Annotated in this window: 17 protein-coding genes; 7 read left to right on the top strand and 10 right to left on the bottom strand. The window is 57.3% G+C overall.

Going from position 1 to position 22,045, the window contains the following annotated elements:
- Positions 1–39: 39 nt before the first annotated feature.
- Both GBM95_RS12475 and GBM95_RS12900 read right to left on the bottom strand, forming a co-directional pair.
- Positions 40–1,047, bottom strand: coding sequence for a hemolysin family protein (locus GBM95_RS12475; RefSeq protein WP_264298054.1), 1,008 nt, complete (start codon positions 1,045–1,047; stop codon positions 40–42).
- Positions 1,044–1,355, bottom strand: a complete 312-nt coding sequence (locus tag GBM95_RS12900; protein ID WP_319643755.1) for a CNNM domain-containing protein — start codon at positions 1,353–1,355, stop codon at positions 1,044–1,046. Before GBM95_RS12900 ends, GBM95_RS12475 begins: the two co-directional genes overlap by 4 nt.
- 342 nt (positions 1,356–1,697) lie before the next feature.
- Here GBM95_RS12900 and GBM95_RS00285 point away from each other — a divergent pair, with 342 nt between their 5' ends.
- The 5 genes from GBM95_RS00285 to GBM95_RS00305 all read left to right on the top strand — a co-directional run bounded on the left by GBM95_RS00285 (position 1,698) and on the right by GBM95_RS00305 (position 8,009).
- Positions 1,698–2,720, top strand: coding sequence for an amino acid ABC transporter substrate-binding protein (locus GBM95_RS00285; RefSeq protein WP_152157252.1), 1,023 nt, complete (start codon positions 1,698–1,700; stop codon positions 2,718–2,720).
- A 143-nt stretch (positions 2,721–2,863) separates the two neighbouring features.
- Positions 2,864–3,988 (top strand): amino acid ABC transporter permease, encoded by a 1,125-nt coding sequence (locus GBM95_RS00290; protein WP_226963087.1) that lies wholly within the window; start codon positions 2,864–2,866, stop codon positions 3,986–3,988.
- A gap of 10 nt (positions 3,989–3,998) precedes the next feature.
- The gene (locus GBM95_RS00295) at positions 3,999–5,099 is read left to right on the top strand and encodes an amino acid ABC transporter permease (protein WP_152157254.1); all 1,101 of its coding nucleotides are present in this window, start codon (positions 3,999–4,001) and stop codon (positions 5,097–5,099) included.
- Between the two features lie 7 nt (positions 5,100–5,106).
- Entirely contained in the window at positions 5,107–5,613 is a 507-nt protein-coding gene (locus GBM95_RS00300; RefSeq protein WP_152157255.1) for an AtaL-like protein, read from the top strand.
- 83 nt (positions 5,614–5,696) lie between these two features.
- Entirely contained in the window at positions 5,697–8,009 is a 2,313-nt protein-coding gene (locus tag GBM95_RS00305; RefSeq protein ID WP_152157256.1) for a Tex family protein, read from the top strand.
- A gap of 93 nt (positions 8,010–8,102) precedes the next feature.
- Here GBM95_RS00305 and GBM95_RS00310 read toward each other — a convergent pair whose 3' ends face one another.
- Entirely contained in the window at positions 8,103–9,449 is a 1,347-nt protein-coding gene (locus tag GBM95_RS00310; RefSeq protein ID WP_404817480.1) for a solute carrier family 23 protein, read from the bottom strand.
- A 210-nt stretch (positions 9,450–9,659) separates the two neighbouring features.
- Between GBM95_RS00310 and GBM95_RS00315 the strand changes: the two genes are divergently transcribed.
- Positions 9,660–11,261 carry a peptide chain release factor 3 gene (locus GBM95_RS00315; protein ID WP_152157303.1) on the top strand — a complete coding sequence of 534 codons (1,602 nt, stop codon included), beginning with the start codon at positions 9,660–9,662 and terminating at the stop codon, positions 11,259–11,261.
- Positions 11,262–11,329: 68 nt separating this feature from the next.
- Here GBM95_RS00315 and hydF read toward each other — a convergent pair whose 3' ends face one another.
- The 6 genes from hydF to GBM95_RS00345 all read right to left on the bottom strand — a co-directional run bounded on the left by hydF (position 11,330) and on the right by GBM95_RS00345 (position 18,907).
- Entirely contained in the window at positions 11,330–12,571 is a 1,242-nt protein-coding gene (gene hydF, locus GBM95_RS00320) for a [FeFe] hydrogenase H-cluster maturation GTPase HydF (protein WP_152157258.1), read from the bottom strand.
- A gap of 132 nt (positions 12,572–12,703) precedes the next feature.
- Positions 12,704–13,390 carry a cytochrome b/b6 domain-containing protein gene (locus GBM95_RS00325; protein ID WP_139688275.1) on the bottom strand — a complete coding sequence of 229 codons (687 nt, stop codon included), beginning with the start codon at positions 13,388–13,390 and terminating at the stop codon, positions 12,704–12,706.
- Positions 13,383–13,736 (bottom strand): iron hydrogenase small subunit, encoded by a 354-nt coding sequence (locus GBM95_RS00330; protein ID WP_139688274.1) that lies wholly within the window; start codon positions 13,734–13,736, stop codon positions 13,383–13,385. Before GBM95_RS00330 ends, GBM95_RS00325 begins: the two co-directional genes overlap by 8 nt.
- Positions 13,737–13,761: 25 nt before the next feature.
- Positions 13,762–15,111: a [Fe-Fe] hydrogenase large subunit C-terminal domain-containing protein gene (locus GBM95_RS00335; protein ID WP_152157259.1), complete on the bottom strand. Its 1,350-nt coding sequence runs from the start codon at positions 15,109–15,111 to the stop codon at positions 13,762–13,764.
- A gap of 512 nt (positions 15,112–15,623) precedes the next feature.
- Positions 15,624–16,940 carry a coproporphyrinogen III oxidase family protein gene (locus GBM95_RS00340; RefSeq protein WP_152157260.1) on the bottom strand — a complete coding sequence of 439 codons (1,317 nt, stop codon included), beginning with the start codon at positions 16,938–16,940 and terminating at the stop codon, positions 15,624–15,626.
- Positions 16,941–17,074: 134 nt separating this feature from the next.
- Positions 17,075–18,907 (bottom strand): AMP-dependent synthetase/ligase, encoded by a 1,833-nt coding sequence (locus tag GBM95_RS00345; protein WP_152157261.1) that lies wholly within the window; start codon positions 18,905–18,907, stop codon positions 17,075–17,077.
- A gap of 243 nt (positions 18,908–19,150) precedes the next feature.
- Between GBM95_RS00345 and cysK the strand changes: the two genes are divergently transcribed.
- Positions 19,151–20,074 carry a cysteine synthase A gene (cysK, locus tag GBM95_RS00350; protein WP_152157262.1) on the top strand — a complete coding sequence of 308 codons (924 nt, stop codon included), beginning with the start codon at positions 19,151–19,153 and terminating at the stop codon, positions 20,072–20,074.
- A 98-nt stretch (positions 20,075–20,172) separates the two neighbouring features.
- Here cysK and GBM95_RS00355 read toward each other — a convergent pair whose 3' ends face one another.
- Positions 20,173–21,990 carry an ATP-binding cassette domain-containing protein gene (locus GBM95_RS00355; protein ID WP_152157263.1) on the bottom strand — a complete coding sequence of 606 codons (1,818 nt, stop codon included), beginning with the start codon at positions 21,988–21,990 and terminating at the stop codon, positions 20,173–20,175.
- Between the last annotated feature and the right edge of the window lie 55 nt (positions 21,991–22,045).

A 22,045-nucleotide genomic window follows, 5' to 3' on the forward strand; every position in this document is an offset into this window, starting at 1 on the left:
GAACCGTCGCGGGATTTTTCTTCTGCGGAGGCTCAGCCGTTATTCGGCAGGCTTCTCGATCTTTTTCTTGTTTCTGGTGATGAGCACCTGATCGATCTTGTTGTTGTCGACGTCCATCACTTCAAACGTATAGTCGGCGCAGACCACTTTGTCGGTACGCTTCGGAATCTTTCTGAGCATGTACATCATGAAGCCCGCAACGGTTTCGTAGGCAGAGTCTTCAGGAAGCTCGTCGATTTCCAGGGCGTGCTCCAGATCGTCAATCGGCGTGGCGCCGTCAACGAGCCATGTGTCTGCATCGCGCTGGATGATCTGCACGTCATCTTCATTCGTGACGAGGTCTCCCATGACGGTTGCCATAACGTCGTTGATCGTGATGATGCCGACCACAAGCGCATATTCATTGAGAATGACGGCAAAGTCGGTATGCGTGCGCTGGAAGACGTCGAGGACTTCGGAAAGCGTCAGCGAGTCCGGAATGAACTGCACGCCCTGCAGAAGCTCGGGATCCTGGAAAAGGATGGGTTTTTCTTCAAGGACGCGGCGCAGGAGGTGCTTGGAGTCGACAAAGCCGACGACATGGTCGAGGTCTTTGTCGCAGACGAGGAAGCGGTTGTAGGGAACAGTGGAGATCTTCGCCCGGATGCTTTCGTCGGTTTCGTCGAGCGTGAAGTAGACGATGCTTTCGCGTGCGGTCATCGCAGAAGGCACGAGCCTGGATTCAAGCTCGAAGACGTTCTGGATGACGGTTTCCTCTTCGGGAGCAATGACGCCTGCTGCGGCACCCGCGCCGACGCTCGCGAGGATGTCTTCAGATGTAATGGTCTCCTGCCGCTTTGTCGGCATCCCGAGCGAACGGATGCAGGCATCTGAGAGACGCTCTAGGACGAACACGATGGGGCGCAGGCACTTGATCAGCACGTTCATCGGGCGCACGACGAACATTGCAGTCGCTTCCGGGCGCGCAATGGCAAGACGCTTCGGGAGCAGATCCGCAAAAATGACGAAGAGCGTCGTGGCGATGATGAAGGAAATGATGAAGCTCACGTGCGAGAGGTTCTGCCCGGGAAGAACGATCGAGAAGACCCAGTCGAAGAACGGAGAAAAGGCCGCGTCTCCAATGACGCGCCCAAAAGCGCGGCCGCATTCACGAGCACCTGGAGCGCCGAAAAGAATTGCCCTGGGTGAGACTGCAGCTCAAGGACGAGCGCAGCTCGTCTGTCTCCGTCATCCGCAAGCGTCTGCAGTCGCGTCTTGGATGCAGAAGCGAGAGAGATTTCAGAAGACGAGAAAAAGGCGCTGAGCAGCACAAGGCCGAATAGCGCCGCAACTTGCGGCAGGGAATCCATAAGCATTTCCGGAAAATCTTGGTTCAGCGCGGTCCGTATGAGAGTCGGGATGCACGCTCGCACCGCGATTCTTAATGTTGGCGGCGCTTTGAAATGAGCAGATTTCCGCTATATTGAACACAGGTCAGAGATTTTACCATGAATTCCTTATTAACCACTTGTTTTTTCGCGTTATTTTCTTAAATAATAGCGCTGAGACCCGGGGTTGAACCGCCTGGAAGGGTATTTTTTCTTTCAGCCTTCAAGCGTTTTCTCACGGAGCCGCCGTACTGCGCCTCAGCCGCTTCGGGCCGGCATCTATCCTGTCGGAAAGCTCTATCCCTTCGTTTATCTGAGGAACCTTTTGCCATGAAGTCCAAGCTCCTTTCCGCTGCAGTTCTTCTTGCGGCCGCAGCTGTCGCGCTCCCGGCGCAGGCCGGCGAAACACTTGATCGGGTTAAGTCCCGCGGCCAGCTTGTCTGCGGCGTCAATACGTCTGCTCCAGGCTTTTCAAGCGCCGACAGTCAGGGACGCTGGCAGGGCCTCGACGTCAATACCTGCCGTGCGGTTGCTGCGGCCGTGCTTGGCGATGCGGACAAAGTGAAGTACGTCCCGCTTTCCTCGACGCAGCATATGGCCGCACTCGCTTCGGGCGAGATCGACATGCTCGCGCGCAATACCACCTGGACGATGACCCGGGATGCCAGCACCGGCAACGTCTTCGTCGCTGTTTCCTACTATGACGGTCAGGGCTTCATGGTGCCTGCTTCGCTCGGCGTTAAAAGCGTGAAGGAGCTCGATGGCGCAACGGTCTGCGTGCAGACGGGCACAACCACGGAAAAGACTACGGCGGACTACTTCCATTCGCACGGCATGAAGTACAAGACGGTGGTCTTCGACACGACGGAGGCTACGCAGAGCGCTTTCATTTCCGGGCGCTGCGATGTTTATACGACCGACATGTCCGACCTTGCGGGCGTGCGCATGATTGCGCCGGATCCTTCCAAATTCGTCATTCTTCCGGAAACGATTTCCAAGGAACCCCTTGGGCCTGCCGTGCGCCGAGGCGACTGGGAGTGGTTTGAAATCGTTCGCTGGTCCTTCATGGCTTTCCTCGGGGCAGAGGAACTCGGCGTTACTCAGGCGAATGTGGACGACATGCGCAAGAATTCCCGTGATCCGAATGTGATGCGTCTGGTCGGCGCCGGCGAGGATATGGGCAGGATGCTCGGCCTCGACAAGGACTGGTCCTACCGTATCATTAAGCAGGTCGGCAACTACGGCGAATCCTGGACGAAGTATTTCGGTCCGACGAGCCCGCTTAATCTTCCCCGCGGAATGAATCGTCTCTGGACGGACGGCGGCCTCATGTATGCCATGCCGATTCGCTGATTTGACGGTCTTTTTTCCTTCAGGAACCTGACGAAAGGCTCCGGGCAATTTGGCTGCCTGGAGCCTTCTTCGTATTTCCGATCCCGAAAGTTATGTTTTCTAGAGAGAGCTTCAGCATCGTTCCCGGGGATGATGCTTGGATTTTGCGCGAGAAGATTCGCCGCCGGCGTGAATTTACGCTTCAGGCGGCATTGATCCTTCTTCTCGTTGCTTTCATTGCAGTGCTCGCTTCCAATGTTGAAGCCAATCTTGCAGCGAAAAATATCAAAAGCGGTTTCCATTTTCTGATGAATCGCGCGGGCTTTGAGATCAGCGATCAGCTGATCCCGTATTCCAGCAATGATCCGCTGTGGAAGGCATTTGCGACGGGCATCCTCAATACGCTGAGAGTCTCCGCCTGCACGGTAGTGTCGGCGACAGTACTGGGCGTTGTTGTGGGCCTGATGCGGCTTTCTAGGAATGCCGTCGTGCGTTTTCTCGGTATTGCGCATGTTGAGGCTTACCGCAATGTGCCGCTTCTGGTGCTTCTCCTCGCGCTTTATCTGGTGGTGACGGAACTCCTGCCCGGCGTTCGAGCGGCATTCCACCTGGGCGACTGGGTGTATCTCTCTAAAACCGGCCTTCTTTTCGCCATCCCCGAGATGCAGTGGGCAGGAAGCATTGCGGCTCTTGCAGGTCTTGCCGGAGCATTCCTCATCGCCTGGATCATTCGCCGCCGCGAAACCTCGCTCGTTGCCAACTGCTCCGGACTTCTTGCTTTCGTGCTGGTTTTCGCCTTCGTCTGGGTGATTCTCGGCGTATTTGGCGGCTGGAATCACCCCGTCGCAACGCGCTTTTCCATGTCCGGCGGCGCGCAGCTTACGCCGGAATTTCTGACGCTTTGGCTTGGACTCACGCTTTATACCTCCGCGATGATTGCGGAAATCGTCCGTGCAGGCGTGGTGTCCGTCAGACCTGCGCAATGGGATGCAGCTTCGGCGCTTGGATTCCGCACGCGCGAAACGGTGAGCTACATCATCTTTCCGCAGGCAATGCGGCTTATTGTTCCGCCGCTTTCGAGCCAGTACATGACGCTCACCAAGAATTCTTCACTCGCCGTGATGGTGGGCTACCCGGATCTGGTCAATGTGGGTACGACGGTGATGAACATTACCGGTCAGGCGCTGGAAGTCATTTGCCTCATCATGGGCGTTTATCTGACGGTGAACATTCTCATCTCCGTCTTCATGAATCAGCTCAATGCCCGCATTATGCGGGCTCCGCAGTAAGGAGACGCTCATGCCGGAAATTCAGATTACGGGCACTCCAGGAGGTCTTTGGGAGCGGCTGCGTGCGAGCTGCTTCTATTCACCCGGGGCAAGCGTGGTTTCGGTAGTGCTTGGCGCCGTCATCCTTTTCGTCCTCTGCTGGTTCATCAAGTGGGCGGTTCTCGATGCCGTCTGGAGCGCCGACGTTAATGCCTGCAGGAAAGCTGCGGGCGCCTGCTGGGGCTTTGTAACCGAAAAATGGCGTCTTATTATTTTCGGGCGCTTTCCTTATGAGCTGCAGTGGCGGCCGGCGCTTGCCACATTCATCATTGTTCTCATGCTCGTCATCTCCGCGGTGCCGTCTCTCTGGTCGCACCGGGGGCTGCGAATGCTTCTCTGGGGGTGGGTCGCATCCTTTGCCGCCTTCTTCGTTCTGATGATCGGCGGCATTTTCGGACTGGAAGAAATCAGTACCGACATGTGGGGCGGATTGCCGCTGACGGTGATTCTTACACTTCTCGGCATGGCGGCGTCCTCTCCTCTCGGCATTCTTCTTGCCATCGGACGTCGCAGCAGACTGCCCATCATTTCTGCCGTTTCAACAGGCTACATCGAACTCGTGCGCGGCGTGCCGCTGATCACCGTGCTGTTCGTTGCGGCTTTCGTCTTTCCACTCCTGATGCCGGAATGGATGAAGGTAGATGCCTTCTGGCGAGTGACGATCGGCATTACGCTCTTTCAGGCCGCCTATATGGCAGAAACCGTTCGCGGCGGGCTTCAGACCATTCCACGCGGGCAGTTTGCTGCTGCTCGTTCGCTGGGGCTTACGGAACGGCAGTGCTACACGAGCGTTATTCTTCCTCAGGCCCTGGTAGCGATCATTCCAGCTTTCGTCAACAGCCTTTTGTCCTGCTTCATGGACACTTCGCTTGTTATGGTAGTCTCGATGTACGACCTTACCGGGTCGCTCAAGCTTGCGCTTGGGGATGCCCTCTGGAGGCCCTATTTCATTGAAGGCTACGCTTTCATCGTGATGGTCTATTTTGTCTCGAGCTTCATCATTTCGCGCTACAGCCAGTGGCTGGAAGGAAGGCTTCAGGGGATAAAGTCGCGCCGTACTATTCAAATTTGATTCGTTTATGAAATTTCATGAGCACATCATCCGGGCATCCATCCCGGAGCTTCTCTTTGTTCTTACCCGCGAGGATCTCGCGCGCGGCATCGCCGATTTCGCGCGGCATCCGGAAAACTATATCGAGGAAGTAAGCGGCTCCCGCATTACGAAGGCGGAGGTTCCGGGAAAAACGCCGGGATCCGTGACCTTCGGGAGAGAGATCAGCTTCGGAACGCTGAAGTTCGAGGAAGAAATTGAACTTTCGGCGGACGGGAGCTATCACGCGCATATTGATGCCGATGGTCCACGGCCGGCATCGGATTTCAGCATGACGATTGAGGAGCCTGAAAAGGGAAGCCTTTTCGTGCGCTTTACCTATCATGAAGATCGCGAGCCGCCGCAGAAGGAAACGCATCAGGAGGCTCAGCTCAATCAGCTCAGACGTCTTGCATACGAAAGCAAGGACCGGAGCATTCTTGTGAAGATTCTTGATGATCTCGTTGAGCTCAAGGCGCATGAGGCACACGCTTAAAGCGAGTCTTCTCTATTATTCGACGCCCGGATGAGGCAAAAGGCCTTTCCGGGCGTTTCTTTTAACCGCAGAGTTTTCGAAAGATGACCGACATGCTCAGTGCGCGTATCTGCGCTCATATTGCCGAAGAAATTGCGGCGCGCTCCTCCCAGGTGGAAGCGGCCGTCAGACTTCTCGACGAAGGCGCAACCGTGCCTTTTATCGCCCGCTACCGCAAGGAAATGACCGGCGGACTCACGGATGCACAGCTGCGGACGCTCGAAGAGCGTCTTGTGTATCTCAGAGAGCTTAATGATCGTCGAGAGACAATCCTTGCCGCAATTGATGCTCAGGGGAAGCTCGATGATGCTTTGAAGGAGCGCCTTCTGAAGGCAGAGACCAAGCAGGAGCTTGAAGACCTCTATGCGCCCTATAAGAGCAAGCGCCGCACGCGCGCGGCCATTGCGAAGGAAGCGGGGCTGGAGCCTCTCGCAGAGAAGCTTCTCGCGAACCGGACGCTGGATCCGCTTCGTGAGGCGGCCGCCTTCGTCAATGCCGAAAAGGGTTTTGCCGATGCGCAGGCAGCGCTTAACGGCGCGAGAGACATTCTTGCTGAACGCTTCAGTCTCGATGCGAAGCTGAGAGAAAATCTGCGCGCCTTCATGTCTGCGCGGGGAGAGCTCGTCTCTCGTCTCGTGGAAGCGGAAAAAGAAAAGGCGGAAAAATTCCGTGATTATTTCGATTTTCGGGAATCGCTCTCGAAAGTCCCGTCGCACCGTGCGCTTGCCGTTCTTCGCGGCCGCCGGGAGGGTTTCCTTACGGTGTCTGTGGAGCTGCCTGCCGAAGATGAGGCGCTTGATCCTCATCCCGCGGAAGCGCGGCTTGCCGATCTTCTCGGCATCAGCCGAACCGGGCGCGCCGCAGATATGTGGCTCCTTACCGTCTGCCGCTGGACATGGCGCGTGAAGCTTCGTCTTTCCATTGAGGGCGATCTTCTTGAAGAGCTTCGGGAGCGTGCAGAAGAAACGGCAATCGGCGTCTTTGGAGAAAATCTGCGCGACCTGCTTCTTGCAGCACCTGCCGGACACCATGCCGTTCTTGGTCTTGATCCGGGCTTCCGTACGGGCGTCAAAGCCGCAGTCATTGACGACACGGGCCGCGTGCTCGCGCATGATGTTCTCATGATGCACGGGTCCGACGCCGCGCGCGAAGCTTCAAAGCTGAAGCTTCTGAAGATGCTTGAGCCTTACAGAATCGCCTTCATTGCGATCGGAAACGGGACTGCAAGCCGTGAGACTTCGGCCGTTGTCGGCGAGGTTCTGCGCGCGCACCCGGAAGTCAAGGCTCAGCGCGTCATCGTCAGCGAGGCGGGTGCTTCCGTTTACTCCGCCTCAGAACTTGCCAGTGAGGAGCTTCCAGAGCTTGACGTCAGCTACCGCGGGGCAGTCTCGATTGCAAGGCGCCTTCAGGATCCGCTGGCTGAACTCGTGAAGATCGATCCCAAGGCAATCGGCGTGGGTCAGTACCAGCACGATGTGGATCATCAGAAGCTTGAGCGCCGTCTCTCTGCGGTTGTTGAAGACTGCGTTAATTTCGTCGGCGTCGACGTCAACACGGCAAGTCCTCAGCTTTTAAGTCATATTGCCGGTCTTACGCGCCGCGTCGCGCAGGAAATCGTTGCTTATCGCGAAAAGAACGGCGCTTTCCGTGATCGCGAGGCGCTGCGCAAGGTGCCTTATCTCGGGGATGCGCGCTTTTTGCAGGCCGCAGGGTTCCTGCGCATCCATCGCGGGGCAAATCCGCTGGATGGTACGGGCGTTCATCCGGAATCCTATTCGGTTGTGGCGAAAATGGTTGCGCGGCTTAAGCTCAGAAGCGTGCGGGAGCTTATGGGCAATGAAGCGCTCCTCGGGAAGATCCGGGCGGCGGATTATGCCGATGAAAAATTCGGTGCGCCCACCGTGCTTGACATCATCCGTGAGCTTGAGAAGCCTGAGCGAGACCCAAGAGCTGAATTTAAAACGGCTGAATTTAAGGATGACATCCAAACCATTGAGGACCTCCATCCGGGAATGAAGCTTGAGGGTGTGGTTGCCAATGTCGCAGCCTTCGGCGCTTTCGTTGATGTCGGCGTGCATGTGAACGGGCTTGTTCACGTGTCTGCGCTCGCGGACCATTTTGTGAAGGATCCGTTCAAGGAAGTGCGTGTAGGGCAGGTGGTTAAGGTGACGGTGCTCGATGTGGATGCAGCGCGCCAGCGCATCTCGCTTTCGATGCGCTCGGACGGGACTGCAGGGGCCGGTGCTTCGAGGGGTGCGTCGCGGCAGGCGAAGGGCGTCAGCCGGGATCGATCTGACCGGGGAAATGCCGGGACCAATACTGCGCTCGGCGCTGCTTTTGCGAAGCTTCGCCGCTGATGAGATGACTCAGAAATAACGAAGAAGAAAAGCCTCAGACTCTCAAGGAATCTGAGGCTTTTCTCAACAGGAAGTCAGAAGATGCAGCCGGGCTTACTGTGATTTCCCGTCAAGGTCGGCTTCATGGGGCTCAGGTTCCTTTTCGCCCTGAACGTGGCGTTCGCCGAGTTCCATGAGCGCATTGAGGATGATGGCTCCAAATGTAGCCGTGCCGATGCCGCCGAGCGTGAAGCTTCCGATATGGATCGTGAAGTCGCCGGCGCCAAGGATCAGCGTGACGGCAGCAACGATCAGATTGCGGTTGTCGCCGAAGTCCACATGGTTGACCACCCAAACGCGGGCGCCAGCGACGGCAATGAGGCCGAAGACGACGATGGAGGTGCCGCCGAGAATCGGCTGCGGAATTGTCTGAATGACGGCGCCGAATTTAGGCGAGAAGCCTAGGATGATCGCAAAGACTGCGGCAACCGGGAAGAGCAGAGTCGAGTAGACGCGGGTCGCCGCCATGACGCCGATGTTTTCGCCGTAAGTCGTCACGCCCGTGCCGCCGAAGCTTGCGGAAAACATTGTCGCAAGACCATCGCCGAGGAAGGCGCGCCCCATATAAGGGTCAAGGTTGCGGCCGGTCATTGCCGTTACTGCCTTGATGTGGCCGAGATTTTCGCCAACGAGAATGATGACGACCGGTGCGATGAGCGTAATGGCGGAGATGGAGAAAACCGGAGTCTCGAACTGCGGGATGCCGAACCAGGCGGCTTCGGCGATGCGTCCGAAATTGATCGGCGTGCCGCCTAGCCCGAGGCCGTTCGTAAGAATGGCGTAGATCGCATAGGCGAGCGAGAGGCCAACGAGAATCAGAAGCTTTTGAATGAGCCCGCGCGTATAAACGGCAACGCCGCCTACGCAGATCACCGTGAGGATGGCAATCCAGGCGTCAAAGTCCGTGGGACCCACGCTCTTGACGGCAGTAGGCGCGAGGTTGAGGCCGATGACCGCGACGACGGCGCCGGTAACGACCGGAGGCATAAGCCGTTCGATCCATTTGACGCCGGTGCTCATGACGATGAGGCCCACGGCGCAATAAATGAGGCCGCAGATGATGATGCCGCCGAGCGCCACGGGAATATTGGGATTAGGTCCCGAACCCGCAGCGTATCCCGTTGCAGCAATGACCACGCCGATGAAGGCAAAGGACGAGCCCAGGTAGCTCGGTACATGGCCGCCCACGAGGACGAAAAAAATGAGCGTGCCGAGGCCGCTCATCAGAATGGCGAGATTGGGATCAAACCCCATAAGGAGCGGCGCCAGAACAGTGGAGCCGAACATGGCAACGACGTGCTGCACGCCGAGTGCAAGCGTCTGGCCTGCAGGCAGGCGCTCATCCGGGGCAATGGTTCCGGAAGTCTTCAGCTTCCAGCTGGGAAAGTAACTCATCTCAATTGGACCTCAGAAAATGGGCAAACGGCTCCATTCTAAATCGATCCGTAACGAAATATTTCGCTTCGTTTTTCCGCTGAGGACATGACGCGCTCCGAATGGTGCGTAAGTGCCGAGAAGGCTTGCTAAAATAAGCAGCTTTTCGTTTGCGCGGTTCGAGCATTAGAGGCGAGCCCGCAGATGCCTGATTTCACACTCATTCGATCGTTTCACATGACGAGTCCCAATCCGGCGCTGGTGCGCGACGTCGAGGCACGCCGTACTTTCGCCATCATTTCCCACCCTGACGCCGGTAAGACGACGCTCACGGAAAAACTTCTTCTTTTCGGCGGCGCCATCCAGATGGCGGGTGCTGTAAAGGGCCGCAAGGCGGCGCGCCATGCCACTTCCGACTGGATGGAGGTGGAAAAGCAGCGCGGCATTTCGGTGACGAGCTCTGTGATGCAGTTCCATTACCGCGACCATGTCATCAACCTGCTCGACACCCCGGGCCACGAGGACTTTTCAGAAGATACGTACCGCGTGCTGACGGCGGTCGACGCTGCAGTGATGGTGATCGATGCCGCCAAGGGCGTTGAGGCGCAGACCATCAAGCTTCTTGAAGTCTGCCGCATGCGCAACACCCCGATCATCACGTTCATCAATAAGTTTGACCGTGAAGTTCGGGATCCGCTTGATCTTCTCTCTGAAATCGAGCAGGTTCTGAAGCTGCAGTGCGTTCCCATCACCTGGCCGATCGGCATGGGAAAGACCTTCCGCGGCGTTTTTTCGCTGGTGAAGAATCATCTCGTGCGCTTTACGCCGGGCGAAGACCGGCTTACGAGTGATCGTGAGCTGATTGAAGGGCTCGACAACCCTGAGCTCGATGAGCTTTTTCCGATGGAAATGCCCTATGTGCGCGAGTCGATTGAGCTCGTCCAGGGGGCGACGGATCCCTTTGACCTCAAGCGATTCCTCGCTGCCGAGCAGAGCCCGGTCTTCTTCGGTTCCGGTGTCAACAACTTCGGCGTCGAAGATGTCCTCAATGCACTCGTCGACTGGGCGCCTCCGCCCCAGCCCCGGGATGCCGGCGTGCGCATGGTTGAACCCGATGAGACGCCGTTCACGGGCTTCGTCTTCAAGATCCAGGCCAATATGGATCCCCGTCACCGCGACAGAATTGCATTCTTCCGCGTGTGTTCCGGGCGCTATCAGCCCGGGATGAAGACCTACCATGTCCGTGAAGGACGCGAGATGAAGATCCCCAATGCGCTTACCTTCATGGCGCAGGATCGCGTCATCATGACGGACGCCGTGGCCGGAGACATCATCGGCATTTACAACCACGGGCAGCTTCATATCGGCGATACGCTCACTTCTGGTGAGAAGCTGCAGTTCACGGGCATCCCGAACTTTGCGCCGGAACTCTTCCGTGCCGCTCGAAGCAAGGACCCCTTCAAAGCCAAGCAGCTTCAGAAGGGCCTTCAGGAATTGGGCGAAGAAGGCGCCATCCAGGTCTTCACCGGCGAATTCGGCAACATCATGCTCGGCGCCGTCGGGCAGCTGCAGTTTGAAATTGTTGCCCAGCGTCTCGCGGATGAATACAAGGTCGATGCGATCTACGAATCGACGGATGTTTCGACCGCGCGCTGGCTCTCCTTCCCGGATGAGAAGACAAAGCGCGACTTCGAGGCGGAGCAGGCTGCAAGGCTCGCAACGGATGTGAACGGCAACGAGGTTTATCTTGCAACGTCGATCTACAACCTTGAGACGACGATGAAGCACTGGCCGCAGGTAACCTTCCACACCACGCGTGAAATGAACCAGATCTTCTAATTCATTCGCCCTCAATAAGAAACCCGGATGCTTTCAATGGCGATCCGGGTTTCTTTTTTCTGCTTCCGTTATGACCTGAGGCCTTTGCGGAAAGCTTCAAGCGCTTCCGGATGGCACGAGAGGACGCGTTCGAGATGTCCGCGCAGGTAGCAGATGGCCAGGCCGTAATTTGTCATGGAAACCCCCTGACTCATAGCGCGTCTCAGGCGCATGAGCATGTGGCGGCGCGTAACGACGCAGCCGCCGCACTGAATGAGGACGGCGTAAGAAGTGAGGTCGTCAGGGAAGTCCTTGCCGACGGCAACTTCGATTTTGAGGTCGAGTCCGGTTTTCTCCTTCAGCCAACGCGGAATCTTGAGCCGTCCGATATCGTCCTTCTGCGGATGGTGGCTGCAGGTTTCGCAGATGAGCACGCGGTCACCGTTCTTGAGCTTTGAAAGCGCGGCGGCACCTCGGGCGAGCTCAATGAGGTCGCTCTTTGCATAGGCCATCTGCAGAGAAAAAGTCGTGAGCGGGATGGAGTCAGGCGCTTGCCGGGCAACATCGTCAATTGCCTGAGAGTCCGTCATGATGAAGGCGGGCGGATTTTTCAGATCGGCGATGGCTTCGGCAACACGGTCCTGCTGAATGACATAGGCTTTGGCATGCGCATCCAGAAGCTCTCGGATAGCCTGCACCTGCGGCAGGATGAGGCGTCCTTTAGGGGCGCCGGAGTCAATCGGCGTGACAAGCAGAACGGTGTCGCCCGCGTGCGCAAGGTCGCCGCAGAGCGGCCGGTCGGGTTCGGTGTCTTCCTGAACAATGCGGATGATCGTTTGGCGCAGGTCATCAATTCCGAGCCTGGTTACGGCATCGGTGACGACGACGGGCAGCCCGTACTGCCGTGCATCCGCTAGAACTTCTTCAGAGGGAGCCTTAATGCCGGCCTTGTTGAGCACAAGAATTGCCGGCGTTCCGAGCCGCTTGGCATCCGCAACGAGCTCACGGTCGTCGGGTTCGAGTCCGGCGGCACTTGCCACAATCAGCGCGATGTCCGTCCATTCCAATACGGTTTTGGAGCGCTCTACGCGGGCGGCGCCGAGCTCTCCGACATCATCGACGCCGGCAGTATCAATAAAGACTACGGGGCCGATGGGTGCCAGTTCACAGGCTTTTTCCACCGGGTCGGTTGTGGTGCCTGGTACGTTCGAGACGATGGAAATGTGCTGATTGGTGAGCGCATTGGCAAGAGAGCTCTTGCCGGCGTTGCGGCGGCCGAAAAGGCCGATATGGATTCTGAGCCCCTTGGGCGTATTGAAGGTGTTCAACATGGCTCGCTTCCGATAGAGACTGTTGATTTTGGTTGTCTGCCGCAGCCTGTCGGGGAACAGCCTGCTTCGCGTGAGTTTAAGAAAAAAGGCCGGATCCTGGGATCCGGCCTTTTTCAGGTAAGAAGTATCAAATTACTTCTCGATGTCCGTGCGGATGACGTCACGCTTGAACCAGAGCGGAGCGTGATGCTCGGCGGCTTCCACCGAGATCGTGCCCGGGCCGAGGCGCCAGATGCCCTTGAAGTGAGACATCGAAAGGAGTGCGAGCGGGATGTGAGCGCAAACCACGAGGATCGAAATGATGATCGAACCCCAGACGTGGAAGTAGAACGTCAGGAAGTAGACGAGCTTGCCGGTAACCGGAGCACCGAGCCAGAGGAGCCAGCCCGTGACCGCGAGAGCAGCGATCATGCCCATGAAGAGCAGATAGGAGGCCTTCTGGCCGCCGTTGTAGCGGCCCTGCGGGGGAACCGTTTCCGGCCCGAGCGGGATGCCGAAGAAGCGGCGGGGATAGTTGCCGAAGTTCAGGAACCAGCGCAGCGTGTTGCTGTCCCACTCCATGCAGGCGCGCATGATGAGCGCGAAGCGATCCGGAGCAATGACAATGAAGCCGAGCAGGTTGAAGGTGAAGACGGCGCCGATGATCAGGTGGGCAATCATCGCCGTTTCCGCAGCCTCGTCGGAGGGATTGCAGAAGTAGACGTACATGCCCGTGAAGAGCAGCGCGAACCAGGTGATCGCGTTCACCGAGTGGAAGACCTTGTCCGGCGCATGGAAGCGCAGGATGCGGTCATTGGGGGCGGCAGAAATATCAGACATGAGCAGCCTCCGTCATGGCAAGCATGGAGCGGGAATAGTAGTGCGTGTGAAGCAGTTCGTGCATCGTATGGTCGACGGGCTTCGCCTTCATATCCTTGTAAACGGACATGACCACCGTGTTCTGGTGGGAAGCAGCGAGACCCATGGCCTGGCAGAGCTTGTCATCCTTGTAAAGGCCGGCCTGGCGGGCAAGAATGATCGAGTTGCGGCGGGCAACCATGTCGCCGATGGCCCAGCCGCAGACGACGGCTGCACCGACGCAGAGGCCGCTCACTTTCAGAAAGCCGCGGCGACCGAGAATCAGGGCTGCGGGGCGTTCTGCATAGGAATAGTTTTCAGACAGCATTTTCTTCTTGAACCTCAGTCAGGAATTAGACGCGCAGGGGGAGCGGCGTGGTGGGCTTGAGCCAGGCAGTGCCGGAGGACTGAACAGGCTGACCGCCGCCGTTGACGCAGCCGCCGGGGCAGTTCATCACTTCGATGAAGTGATAGCGGTTCTTGTCGACGCGCACGCGATGGAGGACTTCCTTCAGCCCCTGGTTGGCACCGTTCACGACGCAGACATGCACGTCGTAGGTCTTGCCGCCGAGCGCCTTGATGGGCACCGGGATCGTCGCTTCAACGATGGCGTTGTTGTGGCCGCGGACGACTTCAATGTCGGCCTTGTCGAGTTCCTTGCCGGCGAGCGCGAAGTAGGCGGTACGGAGCGCCGCTTCCATAACACCGCCGGAGCAGCCGAAAATCGTGCCGGCACCGGAATAGACTTCAAGCGGAGCACGTTCGCGGGTCTTCGGCATAAGGAGCGGATTAATGCCCTTGCGGCGGAGGAGCTCGGCGAGATCGCGAGCCGTAAGCGAGGCGTCGATATCCTGGAATTCAGGCGTATCGGCCGGAATTTCCTTGTTGGCGATGAGCCAGCGCCAGGCCGAATTCATTTCGGGGCGGGCAGCCTCAAAGATCTTGGCCGTGCAGGGCGTGACGGAAACGAAGAAGACCTTGCGGGGATCGCACTTGAGCACGTACTTGGCGGCCCAGGTCTTCGCCAGCGTGCCGCCCATCTGAAGCGGAGACTTCGCGGTGGAGAGGTGCGGGAGCATGTCGGCGGCGTACGTTTCAGCGTACTTGACCCAGCCCGGGCAGCAGGACGTGAAGTGCGGGAACGGGTGCTTGCCCTGTTCATCAACTTCCGGGCCGCGTTCGCCGAGGACCCAGTACTGGATCTTCTTGACGAATTCCGTGCCTTCTTCAATGATCGTCTGGTCGGCCGTCGAGTTGCAGTCGTAGGTGACGAAGCCAGCAGCTTCAAGCGCGTTGACGAGCTGTTCGGTCGAGAGTTCACCCGGTTCGCCGCCGAATTCTTCACAGATCGAGACGCGGACAGCCGGCGAGGGCTGAGCGACGACAATGCGGTCCTTCGCGTCAAGGACGCGTTCGACCTTGTCGACGAAGCTCATCTGTTCGATGGCGTTGAACGGGCAGGCGATGAGGCACTGGCCGCAGTAAATGCACGCGTCGTCAATGATCTCGTGCTTGGAGCCGAGACCGCCCTTAATGGCATCGGTCGGGCAGAATTTGCTGCAGGTGTCGCAGCCGACGCAGTGATTCTTGTTGATATGGATGATGCCGCGCAGTTCACCCTTGCGAAGGTTGCCCTGGAAGGCGGGACCGTTCTGGCCGTAGGCATTGTCGCCAGGCAGGAACGTACGAACCGTGGTCGTCATGGATACATTCTCCGTTGAGGAAGACGGCAGAATCCCGGAATCCTTTGGGTGATTTCGGGAAGCGCAATTCTTTCCTCAGTTTTGGCTCGTCGTAAAGAGCGACGGACGGCTCATCAGGCAGACTGTCTGAATTTCTGCCTGCACCGCCAGGGTCGTCATTCTCAATCGACGATGTTTTCTTTTGAGCAGAAGCAAATCCCATAGGCACTAGCCGTGGGAGACTCCTACGAACGGTTGCATTCTATCGTGTGCCATAGTCAAGCCGCAGGCTGAGTACTACCTCTTAAGGAGCAGTTTTGGATAAGCACTCCGTATTGTTTTTAAATGTTTCTAACAACGGTTTAATACAGATCAAAACCGAACGGGCAGCCTTTGCAAGTTAACCCTAATCGAATGAATTCCTGAGAAAAATGATCGGGAATTTGGAGACTGCGTACTCGTTTAAAAATAGAAAAGGAGAGAACCTTTCGGCGTCTCTCCTTTGCTTCAACCGGAATCTGTTTGATTGCGGATTACATGTCCTCTTCCTTCAGAGGCGCGCGCAGCTCCGCTCTCACCTGATCCATGGCGGCATAGAAGGCCTTCATCATTACGAGGCCGAGGAACTTTCCGGCATCGGTGACGATGATGCGGTCGGGGTCGTTGGGGTCATCCTTGATGGCGCCCGAAATGCGCAGGCCGAGCATTTCCTTCATGAGGTAGCGGTCGACGTTGATGCCGTGCACCTCCCGGAAATATTTTCTTGAGAGTCGATGCGCAAAGAGGCCGAGCATCAGGCGGTACTGCATGATCGCGTGCTTGTCGAACTCTCTTCTGCGCTCAACGCCGGTATTGCCTGCAGCAATGCGTTCGCCGTAGCGGCGAAGACTGAAAGTGTTTACATAGAGGCTGTTGTTGAGGAAGCTGAATGCGCCCGAGCCCACGCCGAGGTACTCGTCGTGGTCGACCACGTATTCATCGAAGCCTTCGTTGTTCGTCTGTCCGAAGGTCCAGGATGTGAGCTGGCGGTAGCGGTTGCCGAAAGTATCGAGGATGCAGCGGTACTGGTCCGCGAGCTCGATGCCTGTGGCTGCAATGGTGCCCTTCACGCTCTGGCGCGTCTGAGAGGTGACCATGAGCGGGTAGGTGGTAGTCTGTCGCGGGTTGAGCTTGACGATTTTCTCCATGTCGTCATGGAGAACGTCGAGCGACTGACCGCGGAATCCGAACATCATGTCGATGTTGCAGACCGGGAAAAGCTCTTGAGCGTACTGCAGACGTTCGAAAATCTGTTCGCCCGAGCCGAACTTCTCATAGCGGTCTGAGAGCTTGAGGATGTCGTCGTTGAAGCTCTGCACGCCGATCGACATGCGGTCGACAAGTCCCTGAAGATTCCGGAACTGCGGCGTGGTGATGACCTGCGGGTCGGTCTCGCAGGAAATTTCCTTGATTGAAGGAAAGAGCTTCTTGGCATGTTCGAGCGTCTTGATGAGCTCGTCCTCAAGAATCGTGGTGGTGCCACCGCCCACGTACATGGCCGTGAAGTCGTAGCCGAGCGCCTTTACGTAATCCATTTCGCGGCGAAGGTTCTTGAAATATTCGCGAGCCTTCCATTCCTTGAAGAGGAATCGATGGAACGTACAGTAGGTGCAGAGCGTGTGGCAGAAAGGAACATGCGCGTAGAGCATGTACTGGTGTCCTTCCTGCGGGGGCGGCGGATTCTTGAGAATAACCGGATCGCAGTGCAGATAGCGGCCGGTGTAGTAATCCATCACGCGGTCGGAAAGACCGATCATCCAATTGGGCAGGAGCTTGCGCGGCTGCGGGACGAAGTGGTTAGTGCTGGTCATGAAGACGCGGGATAAGGGTAGTTCTGAAGGAAGCGATTCTAAGCGGCTCGGGGACGCAATAGGCTTAAAAAAGCCGACTCTTCCCGCATGAGAAGAGCCGGCTGCGGAATAACTACAGTCCGTAAGCCTGCGGATCAGCCGTGCGTAGCATAGACGCGGGCAATCTCCGTTTCGAATTTTTTCGAGAGCGGACCGCGCTTAAGCTTGAGCGTCGGCGTAATGAGTCCGTTTTCGATGGTCCAGGGCTCGTTCGTCAGAAGAACGGCGCGGGGGAGCGCATAGTTCGGGAAGTCTGAAGCCGCAGCCTTGGCACGCTTCAGTGCTGAGGTGCGTGCTGCCGGGTTGTTGAGGCTCTGCGGATCATTCGGGTCGAGTCCGAGCGATTCGGCAAACCTTGCCCATTCGTCCTTATTCACGCAGGTGATGAGCGTGAGGTACGGGCGGTTTTCCCCGACGACGTAGCACTGCTCGAAGAGCGGATCCGTTTCAATGGCGGATTCAAGATCGGCAGGAGGAATCTTTTCGCCGGTCGAGGTGACGATGATCTCCTTGATGCGGCCCTTGATGCAGAGCATGCCGTCCGAATTGAATTCGCCGACATCGCCGGTATGGAGCCAGCCGTCCTTGGTAAAGGCGGCGGCTGTATCCGCAGGACGATGCCAGTAGCCCTTCATGATGGAAGGACCGCGGATCTGAATTTCGTTGCCTTCGGCAAGACGAACCTCAACATTGCAGAAAGGCTTGCCGACGGTGTTCGGCTGATTGAATTCAACGCAGTTGCCGGCAATGATCGGACTCGCTTCCGTCATGCCGTAGCCCTGAATGATCGGCAGCCCGAGGCCGCAGAAGGCGCGGGCAACCTTGTGGTTGAGCGCGGCGCCGCCGGAAATGGCAATGCGAAGCCGGCCGCCGAACTGCGAGAGCAGCATGTCTGCCATGCGGCGCACGAGCGTGAGGCGGATGATGCCGTCAAGCCAGGAGCGAGAGCTTTCTTCTATCGGCAGGCGGTTGCGGCGGCAGAAATCGCGCCAGCCGACCTCAACAGCCCAATCGAAAAGCTTGCGTGCAATAGGCTTGGATTTGCGGAGCTTGTCCTGAACACGGGCATAGATGCGCTCGTAGACGCGCGGAACCGAAATGATGACGGTCGGGCGAATGACCTTAAGGTCTTCAGCGAGGAGCAGCACCGAGCGGTTGTACGCGATGGTGCAGCCGGTGGCAAGCGCAAGATAGTAGCCGGCAGTACGCTCAAAGGTGTGCGAGAGCGGGAGGAAGGAGAGGAATATATCGCCTTCACGGGGAGACACGCATTCGAGCGTTGCCTTCACGTTGCTCACAATATTCCTGTGTGTGAGCATGACGCCCTTCGGACGGCCTGTCGTGCCGGAAGTGTAGACAATGCCGGCAAGATCATCTTCGAGCGGGCCGGAGGGAAGACTGTCCGCAGGGACGCTTTTCCCAAGTTCCAGAACGGAAGCCAGGCTCTTTATGTGGAAGCGTCCGTCTTCATGGTCTTCTGTTTCGCCCGGATCGGTGATGAGCACCGTGCTCAGGTCCGGCATCTGCACGCCGGTCGCGCGGATCTGCTTCCAGCGCGAAAGCTTGTTGGTTACAAGCGTGCATGCCTGGCTGTCGATCATGATGAAGGCGCTTGCCCCCGGCGTATCGATCGCATGCAGGGGAACCGGGATAAGACCGTTTGCGAGGGCGGCTTGGTCGGCGCATACATGATCGCGGCCGTTCGGCATCAGGATCGCGATGCGGTCGCCTGGACGAAGCCCCATGACTTCATAGGCGCGGCGCCACTCAAGAACGTGTTCGCCAAGCTCCTTGTAGCTCCAGCTTTCCCACGTGCTTGAGGAGCGGTCGAACTGCCTGAGTGCCTCGCGGTCTCCCCATTTGCGAATGCTGTGCGTGAGAAGCTCCGGGAGCGTAGTCAGTCCATCGAGTTCACTTGATCGGCCCATGGCGTACTGGATCCTATTTGTTTTTCTTTGGGCAGGCTCTTAGTAACGGTTCCTGCCTATGCAGAAACACTGAGCCCAGTATGGCAATCTGTAAAGCTATATCAGAAAAGAGCCGTTTGGAGGCGTCTAATATTAAGGGAATACCCTGACATTCTTCTTTAAAAGGCATATCATCCTAAGCGTCAATAGAAATTGAACGCCACGTTCGGCAGGCCTGAATGAGGCAATAAGGAGAATATTCCTATGAGCAAAGTATCCTCGGTGCTTGATCTTATCGGCAATACGCCGGCAGTTCGTCTTTCGCGGCTGTTCCCGGAAAACGAAGTCTGGATGAAGCTTGAAAGGGGAAATCCCGGCGGCTCCATTAAGGAGCGCATTGCGCTTCAGATGGTTCGGGATGCGGAAGCAAGGGGCGAGCTCAAGGCCGGCGGAACCATCATTGAACCGACTTCCGGCAATACCGGCGTCGGCCTCGCTATGGTGAGCGCTGTTCTCGGATATCGCATGATTCTCGTCATGCCTGAGTCCATGAGCATTGAGCGCCGCCTTCTGGCGCAGGCTTACGGCGCAGAACTCGTGCTCACCCCGGGCAAGCTCGGCATGAAGGGTGCGGTCGATCGCGCAGCTGAACTCGCGAAGGAAATTCCCGGGGCCTGGGTTGCAGGTCAATTCAGCAATCCGAGCAATCCGCGCGCGCACGAGCTTCATACCGGCCCGGAAATTCTGAAGGATTTCCCGGAAGGTCTTGATGTATTCATTTCTGCGTTCGGCACCGGCGGCAATGTTTCCGGCATTTCCCGCGTGCTCAAGAAAGCCTGGCCGAAGCTTCGCACTTATGCCGTTGAGCCCAAGTCGAGTCCGCTCCTTACGGAAGGGAAGGCGGGTCCGCATCGCATTCAGGGCATCGGCGCCAATTTCATTCCGGAGAATCTGGACCGCACGGCGATTGATGAATTTCTCGATGTCGCTGACGACGATGCCTTCACGTACGCACAGCTTGCGGCAGCGAAGGAAGGTCTTCTCGTCGGCATTTCCACGGGCGCTGTACTTGCTGCGGTTGCCGGGCTTCTGCCGAAACTCGATAAAAATGCCCGGATTCTTCTCATGAACTTTGATACGGGCGAGCGCTATCTTTCCGTTAAGGGCTTCGTGAAGGGAGCGGAATAACGGATCTCCGCTTCGCGCAGCGATAGAAAAAGACCGGGCTGATCGTAAGGCATCAGAACCGGTCTTTTTTATATGGAACAAGGAATTAGAGAAAGTTTTCAGGCTTTGGCGGAGAGCTCCTCCCAGCGCGCATAGCCCGCGCTGATTTCATTTTCCAGCGCATCCAGACGACTCTTGTCGGCCTTGATTTCATCAACGGGCTTTGTGTGATAGCTTCCTTCACTCATGCGGGCGATGAGGTCGGACTGTTCCTTTTCAAGGGCTTCAAGTTTTTCCGGCAGAGCTTCAAGTTCACGGCTTTCCCGCCAGGAGAGCTTGATTTTCTGCTGAACCTGAGCTTTAGGCTTTGCCTTCTTCTCCTCCTCCTTCGAGGGCGACGCTTTTTTCACCGGGAGTGCTTCAGCGGGACGCTGCGCAAACCATTCCGCATAGCCGCCGACGTATTCACGCCATTTCCCATTGCCTTCAGGTGCAAGCACTTCCGTTACGACGTTGTCGAGGAAGCGGCGGTCGTGGCTGACAAGAATGATTGTGCCGGGGTATGACGCCAGCGTTTGCTCAAGCAGTTCAAGAGAGTCGATGTCGAGATCGTTGGTCGGTTCATCGAGCACGAGCAGGTTTGCCGGAAGTGCAAAAAGGCGTGCAAGGAGAAGGCGGTTTCTTTCGCCGCCCGAGAGCGAACTGACGCGCACATTGGCGCGACGGGGCGGGAAGAGGAAGTCGCCGAGATAAGCAATGACGTGCTTGCGTTCGCCGCCGATTTCAACCCAGTCGGATCCCGGAGCAATGGTTTCAGCGACAGTCTTGTTGAGGTCGAGCTGTTCGCGAAGCTGGTCGAAGTACGCTATCTGCAGGTTTGTGCCGAGCTTGACCTTCCCCGCGTCGGGCTTGAGCTTTCCGAGGATCAGCTTGATAAGCGTGCTTTTGCCGGCGCCATTGGGACCGATAAGGCCAAGGCGGTCGCCGCGCATCAGCGTGAAGTCCAGATCCTTCACGACGACATGATTGCCAAACGATTTGGAGAGTCCCGTAACTTCGGCAACGATCTTTCCGCTTTTTTCGCCGGCATCAATTGCAAGGCGGATCGACCCCATCTGTTCGCGCCGTGCCGCGCGTTCGCGGCGCAGAGCTTCGAGCCGCCGCACGCGGCCTTCATTGCGGGTACGGCGGGCTTCTATGCCTTTGCGGATCCAGACCTCTTCCTGCGCCCAGAATTTGTCGAATCGCCGGCGTTCGAGCGCTTCTGCAGCAAGCTCCTCTTCTTTTCGCGCTTCATAAGCGGAAAAGTTTCCCGGGTACGAGCGCAGCGTGCCTCGGTCAAGCTCAACGATGCGCGTAGCGACATTGTCAAGGAAGGCTCGGTCATGCGTAATGACGACGAGCGAGCGCTGATTCTTGAGTTCATCCCGACAGATGTTTTCAAGGAGCGAAATCGCCCTCATGTCGAGGTGGTTCGTCGGTTCGTCGAGGAGCATCAGCTGCGGTGCAAGCGTGAAGGCGAGGGCAAGTGCTGCGCGCTTTCTTTCGCCGCCCGAAGCAAGCTTCGGATCGCCATCGGGATTGAGTTCAAAGCGGGAAAGATTTTCGTCAAGCTTTGCGTAAAGCCGCCACTTCTCTTTTTCATCCGCAATGCTTTCGATATTGCCGCGGGCAATAAGGCTTTCTCGGAATGTCGGCGCTTCCGGGAGGATGGGTTCCTGTTCGACATAGTGAACAATGAGTCCGTCCTGTCGCTGAATTTGTCCGTCATCGAGCAGCTGCTTGCCGGCGAGCACCGAAAGAAGAGAGCTTTTTCCGGTTCCGTTGCGGCCGATCAGACCGACGCGTTCGCCCGGTTCGATAGAGAGTGCTGCCTCGTCAAGAAGCGGCAGATCGCCGTAGGCGAGGTGAGCGTCAGAAAGCGTGATGAGTGCCATGAGGAAAGGATGAAGTGGGTTGAAGACGAAAGGGCCGGCAGTTTAACTTGCCGGC

It is taken from the genome of Sutterella seckii (genome assembly GCF_009183815.1).
GTDB lineage: Bacteria > Pseudomonadota > Gammaproteobacteria > Burkholderiales > Burkholderiaceae_F > Sutterella > Sutterella seckii.